This window comes from Thermopolyspora sp. NPDC052614, assembly GCF_040678635.1.
Classification (GTDB): domain Bacteria; phylum Actinomycetota; class Actinomycetes; order Streptosporangiales; family Streptosporangiaceae; genus Thermopolyspora.
The window spans coordinates 407,846-423,382 of sequence record NZ_JBFATZ010000001.1 but is presented as its reverse complement, the minus strand read 5'-3'; the positions used below and the strand labels follow the sequence as shown (position 1 = coordinate 423,382).

5 protein-coding genes are annotated in these 15,537 nt (G+C 70.5%); 2 read left to right on the top strand and 3 right to left on the bottom strand.

The annotated features are described in order from the left end of the window. Positions 1 to 7: 7 nt before the first annotated feature. Entirely contained in the window at positions 8 to 214 is a 207-nt protein-coding gene (locus AB0K60_RS01710; RefSeq protein WP_364047422.1) for a DUF397 domain-containing protein, read from the top strand. On the opposite strand, the gene AB0K60_RS01705 is transcribed toward AB0K60_RS01710, so the two are convergent. The 3 genes from AB0K60_RS01705 to AB0K60_RS01695 form a co-directional block, all read right to left on the bottom strand. Then, positions 203 to 4,405, bottom strand: coding sequence for a DNA methyltransferase (locus AB0K60_RS01705; protein ID WP_364047420.1), 4,203 nt, complete (start codon positions 4,403 to 4,405; stop codon positions 203 to 205). The two genes, AB0K60_RS01710 and AB0K60_RS01705, sit on opposite strands and share 12 nt — an antisense overlap. After that, positions 4,405 to 7,425, bottom strand: a complete 3,021-nt coding sequence (locus AB0K60_RS01700; protein WP_364047418.1) for a DEAD/DEAH box helicase — start codon at positions 7,423 to 7,425, stop codon at positions 4,405 to 4,407. Before AB0K60_RS01700 ends, AB0K60_RS01705 begins: the two co-directional genes overlap by 1 nt. Before the next feature lie 91 nt (positions 7,426 to 7,516). After that, the gene (locus AB0K60_RS01695) at positions 7,517 to 13,891 is read right to left on the bottom strand and encodes a protein kinase (protein ID WP_364047416.1); all 6,375 of its coding nucleotides are present in this window, start codon (positions 13,889 to 13,891) and stop codon (positions 7,517 to 7,519) included. Between the two features lie 775 nt (positions 13,892 to 14,666). Here AB0K60_RS01695 and AB0K60_RS01690 point away from each other — a divergent pair. Continuing rightward, positions 14,667 to 15,537: hypothetical protein (locus AB0K60_RS01690; protein WP_364047414.1), on the top strand; the 871-nt coding region annotated here is incomplete at its 3' end.

Genomic DNA, 15,537 nt, shown 5'->3' with positions numbered 1-15,537 from the left:
GGGCCGTATGGACCTGAACACCGCCGTTTGGCGGAAATCAACACATTCTTCGGACAACGGCGGGATGTGTGTCGAAGTCGCCGCCAACCTGCCCGGGGTCATCGCCGTCCGCGACAGCAAGGACCCCAGCGGCCCTGTACTCCTCTTTACCCCGACCGAATGGCAATCCTTCGTCGGTGGTCTAAAGCTGGGTCGCTTCGACTCACAGTCCTAGCATCCACCTCGTCGCCTGTCCCACCTCGCCGACCGCCTCGTGACGAGGGCCGTGACCCGGTGGTGGAGTGAGCGTGGAAATGTAGTTCTCGCCGTCTATGAGCGGAGTGGTCAAGCCGACACCAGCAGGGGCCATACGGTCGTAGGCGGCAAGGACGAGATCCTTGGTGCGGTACGTGCCGTATTTGGCGATCTCATTGTTCTTGAGGCCACCGTTCTCGGTCTGGAAGGTCTCCAGGATGTAGTCCACGTCGGGGCGGCTGATCCCGTAGAGGTGAAAGAAGTAGGCATCCAGTTCAGCACGAATTTGGGCACGACGCTCCTCGCTCCAATAGAAAGGAGCACCAGAGTCCCCGAGATCTCGGGCAAGCTCGACCATTTCATGGGTGGTGTAGACGAGTTCAAGGACGCGAGGCGTGAGGAAGGATGTATGAGGATTCAGCATCTCAGGAGTGGGAACTGGGAGCTGCTTCCATATCATAAGCGCCATATGAATCCCACCCACTTTCTGTCTGCTCACAAAGTCGAAAACTAGCGAACTCTGGGCAGCGACCAGAGCTGCCGTAAGAGTCGGGGAAACACCTGGGAGCATCAGGGGAAACGTATGTCCCACGGCCACACGAGGTAGAAACGCCGGGATAGCTGTGCGCTCATCGGTTGTGCGGCAAACGTCACGCCATCCGCACAACCATTCCCGCTCCCAGCGCAATTCAGCCAATCGCAGAGAAACACCCGGTACGTCGACTTCCTTCTTGTTCCTGACAGTCGAAATGAGTCCGTCTGCTGCCACCCAATACCGCGGTTCGGCCACCTGCGCTGGATTCTTCTTCTCACTGGCAGCAAGGCGGCGACGGTCTTCGCTACCGATGCCAAAGTAAGAATTCCAACGGTGGTCGAAGTGGTGAGCCATCTTCGCTTCATACAACGGCAGCATCCGCTCACCATTGCGCCTGAAGATGTTTCCGATAAGCGCCCAGCCATCCGCCTCCAACTGCTCTCGGGTGCGGAAAAGATCGGAGTCATCAGTCATATCAAAGAGGCGCTTGAAGGTGACACCCCAAGGATTGCCGCTTTCCTTCCTTTCATCACATAGGACTGGGATGCGACGATAAATCGCCACAGTAAGATCCGCATCGCGGCGAGTACGGAAAATGGGCAAAGTGCCGGTACTCGGATTGATCAGGTCAATCTCCTCTGAAGTGAGCTCGAAGACACGCTCCACATCATCGAGATCGATGGCCTCCCCAAGGAAGAAGGCAAACTTCGCCGCATGTTCTCGAATATCTCGACCGGCCAGGGACAGCAGACAGAACTTGTAGCTGGAGTGGACTCCGACAAACAACGGCTTGCGATTCTCGAAATCGAATAGGGAAGCAATGGAGCGGCGCTGGGTGAGATCAGCAAAGAGGTACTGCGCCCCTGCCCCTGTAGCAATGGCCGTAGGAATGATGCATCCGACGCGACCCGTGCGTGCAACAATGGACACGAATCGTTCAACGAAAAGCTGGTCCGTTTGGAGCGAGTTGACACCCTTAACGGTGAGTCCCTTACCGCATAGCGGATACGCTCCCGAGCTCCCGGCGAAGAGAAAAGTGGACTTCACCTTGCGTCGCTCGGCATAGTAGCGCTCGCCTGCCACCGGGTTTTCCGCCGCCCAGTCGGCAATGCGGATACGCCGGTCAACGCCCGCGATCGCAGCAATTGACGGCTCGACGACGCTGAAGTATTTCTTGTCCTCGAAGTCCACCTTGTCCCACGGCGGATTGCCGAGGACGCACGAGAAGCCGCCCGCCCAACCCGTGGCCGGGTCTACATCCGTGCCCGCGCCGTCGTCCGGCACCGTGAACACGTCGGGAAACGCCAGGTGCCAGTGGAAGAAGCTGTACTGCTTCCTGAGCCGCTCGATCTCGTCGTGGGTTTCCTGTGAAGCGGCGCTGGCGTCCGGGTCCTGGAGTGCCTGGAACAGGTCATGTGTGATCGCGGGCGGCGCGTCCTTGGTCTTCTTCCACATGAACGCGGCGCACCAGGCGTCGGCGATGTGCCGGGCGTTGACGTACTCCGCCGAAAGTTCCCACTTGCGGTACTCCGCCGCCTGTTCGTGGACCTGTGCGAGAGTGCCGGAGGGCGCGGCCATGATGTCGCGCAGGCCGGAGGCGAAGGCGGTGTTGGTCACCTTCGTCGCCTCGGTCAGGTCGAACAGGCCGCCCTGTCCGGCGCGTTCCTGCTCGTTCTGCCGCTCCAGGAACCGCGCGTAGGCGGGGTCGTCGCCCTCGACCGGCTTGAACGCCGTGCTCGGGATGCCGTCACGCAACAACGCGGGCGTGGCCCCGATCAGCGCGTTGCCCTGCTTGATGTGCGCGTCGAGGAATCCGAGCGGCTTGCCCGGCTCCAGGGCCTCCAGCCACAGCGACACCTTGGCCAGTTCGACCGCCATCGGGTTGAGGTCAACGCCGTAAATGCAGCGGGAGACCACTTCGCGGAGTGCGTGCCGTACCGCATCGACGGTGGGCTCGGGGTTGCGTTCCCGCACGGCCGCGACGCGCTTGGCGATGCGGCGGGCGGCGGCAACGAGGAAGTGGCCGGAGCCGCAGGCCGGGTCGCAGACGGTGAGGGACAGCAGCTCGGCGACGATGTGCTCGGACGGGTCGGCCGCGCCGGCGGCGGACGCCTTCTGCTCCCCACGCTTCTGCGCGTCGTCGATGACCGGGTCGAGGGTGGAGTCGAGGAGGGTCTCGATGAGGGAGCTCGGCGTGTAGTACGAGCCGGTCTTCTTGCGTTCGTTGCCGAGGCGGTTGACCAGCTCGAAGGTGCGGTCGACGGCGCTGTGCTCGGGGACGAGCTCAAGGAGGGACTCGTAGATGGAGCCGAGCTCCTCCGCGCCCATGTTGCGGTAGTCGACCTGACGCCAGCGCGCGGAGTGGACGTCGCGGACGCGGGACAGGTGGCGTACCGCCTCCAGCAGGTCGGCGTTGGACAACTGCAGCCCCCGCAGCGGCGCGTCCTCGTCGGTGTCGTCGAACAGGCCGCCGAGGCCCGGCAGGCCCAGTTCGGGGCGGCCGTTCTCGTCGCCGAGCGCGTCCAGGACGAACCGCAGGGCCTGGTAGAGGTCGCCGTGGGCGGTGCCGCGGCGGCGGTTCGCCTGGCGGCGCAGCCGCTCGGACGAGAAGTACGCGGCGTAGCGGCGGCGGGCCTCCTCGGTCGCGTCGGGGTCGTGGAGCGCGCCGCGGTCCTCGGCGACGAACAGGAAGATCAGGCGGTAGACGAGGCGGAGCAGGGCGATGTGGTAGGCGTGGACGTCCAGGTCGGCGCGGAGGCGGTCGTTGGCGGGGTGCCGGAGGAAGCCGGTGCCGAGGGTGGTGATGGCCTGCTGGACGCCGTCGCGGTGGTGGTCCAGAGCGCGGGTGCCGGAGACGATCGCCTCCTCGCGCCACTTCTCCAGCCAGCACGACGACGGCGGTTTGCCGTCCTCGGTCTTGAAGCGGGAGACGTGCAGGACGCGGTAGAGCAGGACGAACTCGCTGAACAGCTCGCCGTCGAAGATCGCTTCCAGGTCGAATTCGACATATGAAGCCGTGGCGAGGGCGCTGGAGTCGCGCAGGAGGCGCAGGCGGCGGCCGTTGGTGACGATGCCCCACAGGTGGGATTCGGCGCGGTTGAGGCACTCCTGCAGCAGGGAGTGCGGGGGGATCGCGCCCGGGGCGGGGCGCTTGTCGAGGGAGGCGTTCCACGGGACCAGGTGGATGGGGACGTGGGTCCAGCGGTGGCTGATCGGGAACGTCTTCTCGCCGTCGTCGGACGGGATGCCGGGCGGGGCGATCGCCGTCAGGTCGCCGAAGCCGAGTTCGGTGAAGAGGGGTTCGAGCCACTGGGTGACGGCGACGCCGGTGGGGTCGGCGGGGGTTTCGGCGTCCGGGGCGGCCGGGAGGCGGTCGCGGAGTTCGGACCAGATGGACTTGAGGTAGTCCCAGTGGCGTTCGGCGTCGTCGCGTACCGAGCGGGAGCCGACCACGCGGTAGTCGGCGGGCTTGCCGCCCGGGACGTCGCGGCCCTCGGAGACGCGTACCAGCATGTCGGCCGGGAGCAGGCCGCCGACGGTGGAGACCGCCGTGAAGACCTGGGCGCGCGGCGCGGCGAGGGGCCGGGCGGCGGCCGGGCGCGGGGCGGCGGCGAGAGTGCGGGGGGCGGCGGGCATCAGGCGGCACCTCCGGACACGGGCAGGTAGACGTAGACGCCGAGGATGTCGGCGGGTTGCTGGGCGGTGACGGTCACGCCGCGGACGATCTCGCCGGCGGCGCTGCGGACGCGGCGGTGGGAGGCGAGGAGCTCGGCGGCCAGGTGCTCGCCGTACTCGTTGAGGTGGGCCTCGATGGCGGGCAGGCCGTCCAGGACGCGGTTCATGGTGCGTTCGCCGAACGACGGGTCGGTGTTGTCGTCGGCGGTGGCGTCGAGGAGGCGCGCGGCCTCGTCCGGGGGGAGCCAGGAGGCGCCGGCGGGGGCGCCCGCGAAGGCGAGGAGGCGGGCGTCCTCAGCGACGAGGCGGCGTTCGCCCCAGCGGGACGGCAGGGTCAGGTGGAAGCGGTAGCGGACCAGCAGCAGGGTCGTGCGGGTGGCGACCGCCGTGGTGCGGACGACGCCGCAGCGGCGGGCCGGGCGGGGGCCGGACGCCTGCGGGTCGAGGGCGGCGTTGAGGACGTAGCCGGCGAGGGCGCCCACGATCGGGTCGGTGCGGACGAGGGCCGCCTCGCCGCGCGCCACCGCCGGGGTGTCGCGGAACGGGATCGGGCCGCCGTCCTCCGCGCCGCCGCGTGCGGCGGCGAGCGCGTCCCGCAGGCCCGCCGGGGCGCCGCCGACGTCGGCGGTGAAGTCGCGGCCGGGGCCGTCGCGGAGTACGGCGTGCAGGGCGGGGAGGGCGTGCCGTACGAACTCGCGGACCTCGGCGGCGCGGCCCAGGGTGTCGCGGATCGCGGTCACCTCGCGGGCCACCTCCTCCGGGTGGATGGCGCGCTGGGCGAAACGGGAGCGGGAGGTCTTCTCGCGTTCGGCGGCGGAGTTCCACTCCGATTCCAGGGCGGCGGCGCGGTCGTCGATCGTCTGGAGTTCCTCGATGCCGAACAGGGCCTGCTGGCGGCCGTCGTCGAGGCCGCGCATGAGGAGCCATTCGACGATCGCGTCCGTGACGCCGGTCGCGGCGGCGTCCGGGACCGAGACCGAGATGCCCAGGTCCTTGCGGATCTGCCGGTGTTTCTTCAGCAGGACGTCAAGGACCTTGCCGTCGATGCCGTTGTCGCTGCCGTACAGGGTGATGACCTTGACGATGTCGCGTCTTTGGCCGAAGCGGTCGACGCGGCCCTCGCGCTGGTCGTGGCGGGTGGGGTTCCAGGCCAGGTCGTAGTGGACGACGGCGTCGAAGTGGTGCTGGAGGTTGACGCCCTCGGACAGGCAGTCGGTGGCGACCAGGACGCGGCGGGCGTCGGGGTCGTCACCGGCGGCGTCGGCGAGGTCCTCGATGCGCTGGAGGCGCTGCTGCGGGGAGAGGGTGCCGGTGACGGCGCGGATCACGGTCTTCTTGCCGAGTTTGCCGTCGAGGTGTTCGGCGACGTACTCGGCGGTGGGGATGTAGCGGCAGAAGACGATCGGGTGGTGGCCCTCCTTGAGGAGGGACTTCAGGTGGCGGATCAGGGCGGCGAGTTTGTGGTCGTGCTCGGGGCCCTCCAGGGCGGCGGCGCGGTCGGCGAGCTCGGCGAGGCGGCCGGGGGGCGCGGCGGCGGTTCCGGTGGCGTTGTGGGCGGCGTTGTGGGTGGCGGGCGCGGGGGCGGCACCGGCACCGGGCGTTGTGCCGGTCGCCGGGCCAGGCAGGGTGTCGGCCGTTGTGTCGTCGGTTTCCGCGCCGGGGGCGACGTCCAGGCCCTCCATGACGTCGCTGTCGGCCGAGTCGCCGGTCAGGGGCGCGCCGAGGCGGTCGGCCTCCTCGGCGGTGGTGGCCGTGGCGGCGGCCGAGCGGGTGCGGAGGGTCTGGGCGGCGGCTCGGGGGGACGACACCAGGGAGCGGAGCAGGGCGATCGCGGACCACCAGGCGATGCGGGTCTCGCGCTTGCCCCGGTCGCCCGCGGCGGTGACCCGCTCCCCCGCGTAGGCGATCGCGTCCTCCAGCAGGGCGCGGTACGCCGGGGAGAGCTTGTACGTCTCGTCCTTGAACAGGCGGTCGGAGGGGAACAAGGTTTGCTCGGCGAGGCTGTCGTCGGGGAGGCCGTCCTTGGGGGTGAGGAACTGGCGGACGTCGGCGCGCTTGCGGTTGACGAAGTGGGCGGCGAGCAGGGTGCGGCCCTCGTCGGTGGACAGGTCGGCGGTGGCGAGCTCGGGGCGGACCAGGCCCAGCAGGTTGCGGAACGCGCTCTCCTTGCCGCTGTGCGGGGTCGCGGTCACCAGGATCAGGTGGCGGTCGGGGTCGGCGGCGACGCGGCGCAGCAGCTCGTAGCGGAGCTGGGTCTGGGCGGAGGCGGTGTCGTCGGCGGCCACGCAGGTGTGCGCCTCGTCGACGATGACCAGGTCGGGGCAGTGCCGTACGAAGTCGTCGCGGTGGCGGGTGGACTTGATGAAGTCGGTGGAGACGACGACGTGCGGGTGGCGGTCGAAGAGGGACTGGCCGAGGTCGAGGCCGCGTTCCAGGCGGGAGACCGTGGAGGCGAGGACCGGCTCGGCGTCGATGCCGAACTTGGCGCGCAGCTCTGCCTGCCACTGCTCGGCGAGGGCCGGGGAGCACAGGACGGCGAGGCGGCGGGCGCTGCCCTGGGCGAGCAGCTCGGCCGCGATCAGGCCCGCCTCGACGGTCTTGCCGATGCCGACGTCGTCGGAGATGAGCATGCGTACGGTGCGCTGGCGCAGCGCCATCAGGAGCGGGACGAGCTGGTACGCGCGGGGTTCGACGGCGATGCCCGCGAGGGAGCGGAACGGGCCCGCGCCGGAGCGGAAGCCGATGCGGAGCGCGGAGCGGAGCAGTCCGGCGGCGCGTTCGTTGCCGAGGTCGGCGGCGGACGGGGGTGCGAAACGGGCGGGGGTGACGTCCTCGAAGGCCGGGAAGACGGCCGCGATGTCGTCGTCGGCGCCGCCGAGGGGGCGCAGGACGAGCATGTCGGGGGCGCTCTCGGGGAGCACCACCCAGTCCCGGCCGCGGGCGGAGACCAGGGAGCCGGGGGTGTAGGCGGCGGTCGTCATCGGGGGAATCCTCGGGTGGTCATGGTCACGGGGTTGTGCTGGGCTTCTGGGCTGGGCTGGGGTGAGCGGGTGCGGGCCGGGGCGCCGGTGCTCAGGTTCGCACACCCGGGCCGAAATAGCGCTCGAACTCGCGGACGATCGCGGCCCAGTCGCCGTCGTGGGGGAAGCGGACGACGTCCCAGCCCAGGTCGATCAGGCGGTCCTCGGCGTCGCGGTCGCGTTCGGCGACGTCGGGGAGGTCGTGGACCGGGCCGTCGACGAAGACGGCGACGTTGACGCCGGGCAGGCGGTAGACGTAGTCGGGGCGGGCGTGGGCCTCGGGGACGAGCGTCTGCGCCTCGTCGGGGAGGCGCAGGCCCCGCTCCTTCAGCCAGGTGATGAACTTCGCCTCCAGGGCGGTGTCGGACTGGGCGGTCAGCCGGGCGAGCTGCTCGGTACGGGTCTCCCCCTGGCCGGTGGTGACGGCCTCGGCGTTGGCGAAACGCAGCAGCAGGTCGCGTATCGCGTGGCGGTCGATCGCGTCGTGGTGGAGCTGGTTGCCGTAGGTGAGCAGGCACTCGTAGCAGCCCAGGGCGCAGGGGCGGTCCGGGTGCGGGCCGCCCAGGTCGACGCCGTCGGGGGTGAAGTGGCAGATGGCGAGGGCTCCGGCGGCGGCGCGGGCGAGCGCGTCCCGGTCGGACTGCATCAGGCGCAGCACGCCCGCGCCGCCCTCGGCCGCCTCGGTGAACAGCATGCGGTCGCGGGGGCCGTCGTCGGGCGGGAGGAGCTCGCTGGTGAGCTCGGAGTCCTCCAGTTCGAAGACGGCCTCGATGCCGCGCTCCAGCGCGTACATGAGGGACAGGGCGACCTCGGCGGGCAGCGGCTCGGCGAGTTTGAGCACCAGGATGTTGCGGGTGTCCTCGACGTAGGGGATGACGCGCTTCTTCTGGCGCTTCTCGTTGCCGTCGGCGTCGACGACGGGCATCTCGCTGGAGTCACCGGACGCCTCGGCGGCGTCGCGTTCGTTCAGCCAGCGGCCCTCGGCCGGGTCGAGCCAGAAGCCGTCGGGCTCGTTCGGCTTGGCGCGCAGGCGGCCCAGGTTGGTGACGCGTACCTTCGCCGAGTCACCGTACGAGACGGTGGCGAAGGTGCCGGCGGCGTCGCCGATCAGGGCGTCCCGGCGGCCGGGGCGGGGGCCGTGGTCCTGGAAGCGGTAGGAGGTGACCAGGCGGAAGCCGGCCCTGCGGCGCTCCTCCTCGTCGGAGGAGATGCGTTCGCGGCGGCGGGTGTAGACGGTGTGCAGGTGCAGCAGGCCGTAGGTGGTCTCGCGGAGCGGGGCGTCGCACATGCGGCAGCGGTCGTCGCGGTCGCGGGGGTCGTGGTGGTAGCCGCAGCCGGGGCAGCGCCGGGCCTCGCCGGTCACCAGGTCGCCGGTGCCGTCCGGCGGGAGCTGGATGCGGGTGACCTGGTAGCGGGCGCCCTCGTGGTAGATGAGCGCGCCGGGGCCGAATTCGCGGATCGCGAGGAAGCGGGGGCGCTGCAGGTAGTCGCCCTCGCCGGAGCGGCGGCCGGTGGTCGGGATGTACGCGGCCAGCGGCAGGCGCGGGAAGGAGTAGCCGGGCAGGAAGCCCTCGCCGGCCAGGTAACGGTAGGGGTTGAAGTCCGACAGGACCGACTTGCTGTCGAGGCTCTCGTTCTTCAGCAGGTTGAGCTGGGTCTCGGCCTCGCGGCGGCGGCCTACGGCGATCTTGCGGTCGCTCTCGGTGAGGGTGTGGTCCAGGACGCGGCGGTTCTGCTCGTACTGGTCGATGAGGGCCGCCTTGTACAGGCCGCGCCAGCGGTCGAAGGCGCGGTCGAACTCCTCGGGCGCGAGCCGTACCTTCTCCTCGATCCAGGACTCGTGCCACCAGGTGGTGGTGGCGGCGAAGTCGGCGAGCAGGCCGGACAGGACGCGGCGGGCGGCGGCGACGGCGCGCTGCCGCGCGTCGGCGTCGCGCAGCGCGGCGACGGCGCGGTCCTGCAGCGGGAGCCGCGGGTCGGGGCGGCGGGAGTCCTCCGGGTAGGAGATGTCGATGATCTCGGGTATGGCGTGGCCCAAGCGCAGGCCGGACTCGGCGAGCCAGATCGCCTGGACGTGGGAGCGCACCAGGTCCTCGTTGGCGAGGTCGAGGCGGGGCGGGGTGACCACGCCGGCGACCATGCGCTCGGAGCGGCGGAAGTAGTACTGGTCGTGGCTGTTGCCGGTGGCGCAGTAGGTGGTGACGAGGGCGGGCTGGCCGGAGCGGCCCGCCCGGCCGCTGCGCTGGGCGTAGTTGGCGGGGGTGGGCGGCACGTTGCGCATCAGCACCGCGTTGAGCTCGGAGATGTCGACGCCGAGCTCCAGGGTGGGCGAGCAGTACAGCAGTTTCAGCTTGGCCTGGCGGAAGTCCTCCTCCCGGCGCTCCCGCTCCGGCGGCGGGACCTGGGCGGTGTGCTCGCGGGCGGACAGGCCGGCGAACGCGTTCGCCGTCTCCCGGTACAGGTCGCGGAAGAACGCGTTGACGCGGGGGCCGTCGCCGCTGGCGTAGGTGCGGGTGAGGGGGTCGTGGGCGCCGGTCTCGCCGGTGCCCGCGCGCCAGACGAGGGCGGCGGCGCAGACGCGGTAGCCGGTGATCGGGGGGCCCGCCGGGCGGCGGAAGCGGGACGCCTGCTGCGGGGCCGTCTCGACCCTGGTCACGAGCCTGGCGTCGGCGAGCACGTCCAGGAGGTCCTGGATGATCAGTTGGGCGTCGTCGACCGGCAGGTCCTGGCCGAAGTGGACGCGGCGCAGGTACTTGCCGAACTTGCCGCGGCCGGACAGGAACAGGCCGGAGCGGTCCAGGCCGGGACGGGACGGGCGCGGGTACGCGGTGCCGACCTTGGGGCGGTCGCCCGCGGCGAGCCGCCACGGGTCGACCAGGCGTTCCTCGCTGGCGCGCTGCAGGACGTCGAAGTCGTCGCGGAAATGCTGGACGTCGATGGCGAGGGCGCGGCGCATCTCGTCCAGGAGCACCTTCATGATCTCGGCGCGGCGGCCGGGGCCCGCCTCGCGGAGCCGGGGGTGCCGGCCCGCCCAGCGGTCCTCCTGGGCGGCGAGCCAGTCCAGGTCCTCGTAGTGGATCTCCAGCAGGCCGGTCTGCTCCAGGTTGGGCATGGTGACCCGCCAGCCGCGTTCCAGGTCCAGGTAGAGACGGAAGGCGATGACGTCGCGGAGGGTCTTGGCGGCGTTGCGGGCCATCGACGGGGGCAGGTCCGCGGTTCCGGCGTACTCGGCGGGCTGCAGGGCGAGGGCGTTCGCGACGCTGGTGGCGAGATCCTCGTGGCGGATGCCCTCCTCGCCCGCGTCCACGGCGGCGCGGTACAGCGCGCCGCGCAACTGGGCGATCTGCACGAAGTCGTTGAAGTGGCCGGCCTGGAGGGAGGCGTCCTGGCGGTTGTCGACGAAGGTGAGCAGCTTGCGGGCCCTGGTGTCGAGGGCCTCGGGGGGCGCCTCCTTGAGGGAGCGGACGATCGAGGCGGAGATCAGGGACGTCGCCGACGAGCGGCCCTCGGCGTCGAGGGTGGCGAGTTTGGCGAAGTCCTTGCCCCGGACCTGCTCGTAGCTGACGCCGCAGTGCGGGCAGAACAGGAACGGGGAGGGGATGAAGGCGGCCTTGAGCTCGCCGCGGCCCTCCACGCCGTACGGGTCCACGGTGACGGCCCTGGGGAGGCGGGGGCGGTAGGAGGCGCGGACGGTCTCGTTGCCGGCGTCGTCGACCTCCAGCCAGGACTCGGGGAGGCGGCGGGTCTCGATCGCCTCCTCGACGGTGGACGGCCAGGGGCGGTCGTCGTCGATGAACAGGTAGCCGTCGCCGGCCCGGCCGCCGGTGGCCGCCGTGTCGCGGCGCGGGCGGTAGACGATGTCGCCGTCGCGTTCGGTGCGCCAGACGGTGAGGTACTCCTGGCCGCACTCGCGGCAGAAGGCGAGCGGGAGGAGGATCTTGCCGTTGGTGCCGGGCTGGACGAGCTGGTAGTCGCGGGTCAGGTGGCGGGTCTGCTTGTCCTCCAGGGTGACGTAGACGGTGTCGCCCTTGGAGAGGAACTGGTGGAGGCGGAAGGCGAACAGGGGGCGGCCCGTGACCGGGTGCCTCGCCTCCGAGCCCGCCTTGAGGGTGGTGCGGATCGCCTCGGCGCAGGTCTCCTCGGGGACGCCGGTGGATTCGGCGAGTTCGGCGGCGGCGTCCTCGATTCTGGCGGGCTTGCGGCGGATGAGGCGGCCGGTGGGGTCCTCGGTGAGGCCGAAGCGGGACTCGATCCAGCGGGCCAGGGGGTCGTGGACCAGGTCGGCGTAGGCGCGGGGGGCGCCGGGGGCGCGCAGGCGCTCGGCCGGGACCTGCGCGGGGGGCTCGTCGGTGGCGCGGACGAGGGTTTCGCCGATGACGTTCTCGGGGCGTACCTCGGTGCCGAACAGGGTGGTGGCCACGCGGGCGATGATCTCGCGCTGGTCTTTGGCCGCGCCCGTGCCCGGGGCGGGCGCCTCGCCGGTCGCGGGGTGCCCGGCGTGCGCGCCGGGGTCCTGGCTGGACATGGTCGCGGAGGTGCCGACGCACTGGAGGCGGTCGGCCTGGCACGCCTCGCGTACGCGGCGGATGAGCAGGCCCACGTCGGCGCCCTGGCGGCCCCGGTAGGTGTGCAGCTCGTCGAAGACGAGGAACTCCAGGCCCTGGGCCATCCTGATCAGGGAGCGCCGGTCCTCGGGGCGGGTGAGCATCAGCTCCAGCATCACGTAGTTGGTGAGCAGGATGTCCGGCGGGTTGTCGCGGATGCGTTTGCGCGTCTCGTCGTCCTCCTGGCCGGTGTAGCGGGCGTAGGTGACCGGCTCGTTGCCGGGGCCGTAGCCGTCGCGGAGGAACTTGTGCAGCTCCTCAAGCTGGCTGTTCACCAGGGCGTTCATCGGGTAGACGATGATCGCGCGGACGCGTTTGCGTGCCTGCGGGCCCTCGCGTTCGCGGTCCCTGAGAACCTTGTCGACGATCGGGACGATGTACGACAGGGACTTGCCGGAGCCGGTGCCGGTGGTGAGCACGTAGGAGGCGCCGGAGCGGGCGGTGTCGATGGCCTCGCGCTGGTGGCGGTGCAGGGTGAGGGGGCGGCCGTCGCACACGGTGCCGCCCTTGGTCTTCTTCTCCTGGAAGATCCGCGCGCACTCCTCGTGCAGGACCTTCTCCTGGGCCAGTTCCAGGACGGTGCCGCCGGAGGCGAAGAACGGGTTCAGCGACACCCAGGGGGCGGGCCACTGGGAGCCGGCGTCCATGTCCTCCTCGACGAAGGCGGCGATGCGGTCGTCGCGGATGACCGTGCCGCCCTCGGTGAAGGCGCGGTAGTCCTCGATGAGGCGGCGGTGCACGTCGAAGACGTCCATGCCGGTGGCGGCCTGGCGGGGGCCCTGGGGGGTTCGGGGTCCTTCGGGGCGGTCGGGGGCGGCGGGCCGTTGGGGGGTGGTGCGCGCGTCGGCGCGGGCGGCCGCCTGGTGGACCAGGTGGCGGACGGGGTCGAAGTCGTCCCAGCCGGGGACCTGCGGCGCGTCCGCCCGCTGGTCGGTTCGCCGGTCCGGCGTGGCGTACGGGAGCAGGGCCTCGCGGACGGCGACGGCGTCGGCCGGACGGTCGGCGGGATCCTTGGCGAGGAGGCTCTGGATGAGCCTGGCCAGGTCCTCGGGGACATCCGAGCGCAGCATCCGCACCGGTGGCGGGGCCTCGTTGATGTGCTTGTCGCCGAGCTCGTGCGCGGAGGAGCTGTGGAAGGGCGGGACGCCGGTGGCGAGCTCGAACAGCACGCAGCCCAGGGCGTACAGGTCGGCGGCCTGGGTCACGGCGGCGGTGACGAACTGCTCGGGGGCCATGTAGCGGGCCGTGCCGACGGTGACGCCCGTGCTGGTCACCTTGCCGCCCTCGGGGTCGTCGACGATGCGGCCCATGCCGAAGTCGAGGATCTTGACGGTGCCGCCGCGCAGTAGCATCAGGTTGGCGGGCTTGAGGTCGCGGTGGACGACGCCGGCGGCGTGCGCGGCGGCGAGGCCGTCGGCGATCTGCGCGCCGAGGGCGGCGACCCAGGCGATGGGCAACTGGGGGTGCTCGGCCACCAGGTCGTTGAGGGGCTCGCCGTCGAGGAGTTCCATGGCGAGGTACGGCTGGGCGTCTTCGGCGCCGTTCGCGTCGTCCATGCCGCCCGCGATGATGCGGGTCAGGTTGGGGTGGCGCAGCCTGCGCATGATGCGTACCTCGCGCTCGAAGCGCTGGACGGCCTTCAGGTCGGAGCGCGAGTCGATGACCGCGCCGGAGCGGCTGCGCAGGATGCGCTTCACCGCCACCAGGCGGTCCGGGGCGTCGGCGGGGACCGCCGTGTCCTCGGCCCGGTGGACCTCCCCCATGTTGCCGGTGCCGATGGGTGCCAGGAGCCGGAAGCGGTTCGCGACCATGACGGTGTTCATCGGCTACTCCTTACGCTTCCGGGGGATGGGGGCTCGGGCGGGAACGGTGCCGCGCGACCGGCGAGGCGATTCCTCCACGCCCAGCACAATATAAGAGTGTGGCGACAATTACGCGGGATGCTGGCGTTTACGGGATTCACGGGGCGATGCTGCGCCGCCTGGGCTGCGAGAGGCGTGCATGGGCGAAACCGGCGTGAGCGCGGGGCCGGGCGCTCGGCGATGAATCTCCGCAGGTAAGTGCACGCCTGTCATATCAACGCGACGGCGCGGTCACGTCACGCTCGACGCACCGATTGTTATGAAGCCGGAGCCAAGCCCTCCCCCGTACGATCGCCGCCGCCTCCCCCGCACGCCATCCGCACGGTGCGGACGGCGCGGTGACACGCCCGCGCGCCGATCCCCGGTTCCGCGCCCGTAACTGCGGCGGCGGCGTCCGCAGCACCGCCAACGGCCACACCACCGCCACACCATCACCCGGTACGCCTGCCTCGTCAAGGCATCGTCCAGGGCTGCGACCGCAACACCTTCGACTGGGGAGATCGGCGAAGCGGAGGAGTCTCCGAGCGCGGCGCCCGCCAGCGGATGGCAGGCCGAAACGCCCGAATCGAGACGCTTAGGCCAGGTCTCCGACGGCGTCGCGGGCCGGGCCGGATCGAATCCATGACAGCGGTGGCCCCCGCATACCACCCACCAGTCACCGTCTGTCATGAAGTCATCCACAAAAAGTGGCGCAACTCTAGGTAATGAACTTCTCTCGCATAGTAATGTGCCGCCCGTGTCTTCCGTAAAACACGAACTCCTGATCGACCTCGTCCGCAAGGAGCCCGAGGCGGCTCCCAGGGTGCTGGCCGAGTGTCTGGGCTTGGACCTTCCCGCCCACTACGAGGTCCTCATCGAGTCGCCCGACCTCAACGAATCCAAGCCCGGCATCTATCGCACCGACGCCGTCTTGTCGCTTCGCAACAAGGGCAAGCGCGTGCTCGCGATCGTCTTGGAGGTCCAGCTCAGCAAGGACCGCCGCAAGCGCTTCACCTGGCCCGTCTACCTCGCCATGGTCCGTCACCGCCTCAAGTGCCCGGTCCTGCTGGTCGTCATCTGTCGCACCAAGCGCATGGCCAAGTGGTGCAGCCGCCCCATCTACATGGGGCACCCCGGCTGGGTCCTGCGCCCCCTGGTGATCGGCCCCGACCAGATCCCGATCATCACCGACCCCAAGAAGGTGGTTGCCACCCCCGCTCTCGGCGTCCTGTCGGCCATCGCCCACGGCGCGGGCCCCTACGGCATGCAGGTCGCGGAAACGCTGCTCGAAGGCCTCTACCAGGCGGGGCGTAACCGCGACGAGGCCACCATCGCACTGTACTCTCACTACATGGACTCGGTCCTGGACGAGCTTCCCGACCTGGTCCGCAAACACATGGAGACGCGGATGGCAACGAAGATGGAGTACCGCAGCACCTTCGCCCGACACTACTACGCCGAAGGCGCAGCCGAGGGCCGCGCTGAGGGCCGCGCTGAGGGCCGCGCTGAGGGCCGGGCCGAGGGCCGGGCCGAGGGCCTGGCAGATGCGATCATCGAGGTGCTGGAGGCACGTGGCCTGACGGTGCCTGAGGAGGTTCGCGAGCGCATCCTCTCCTGCCACGACCACC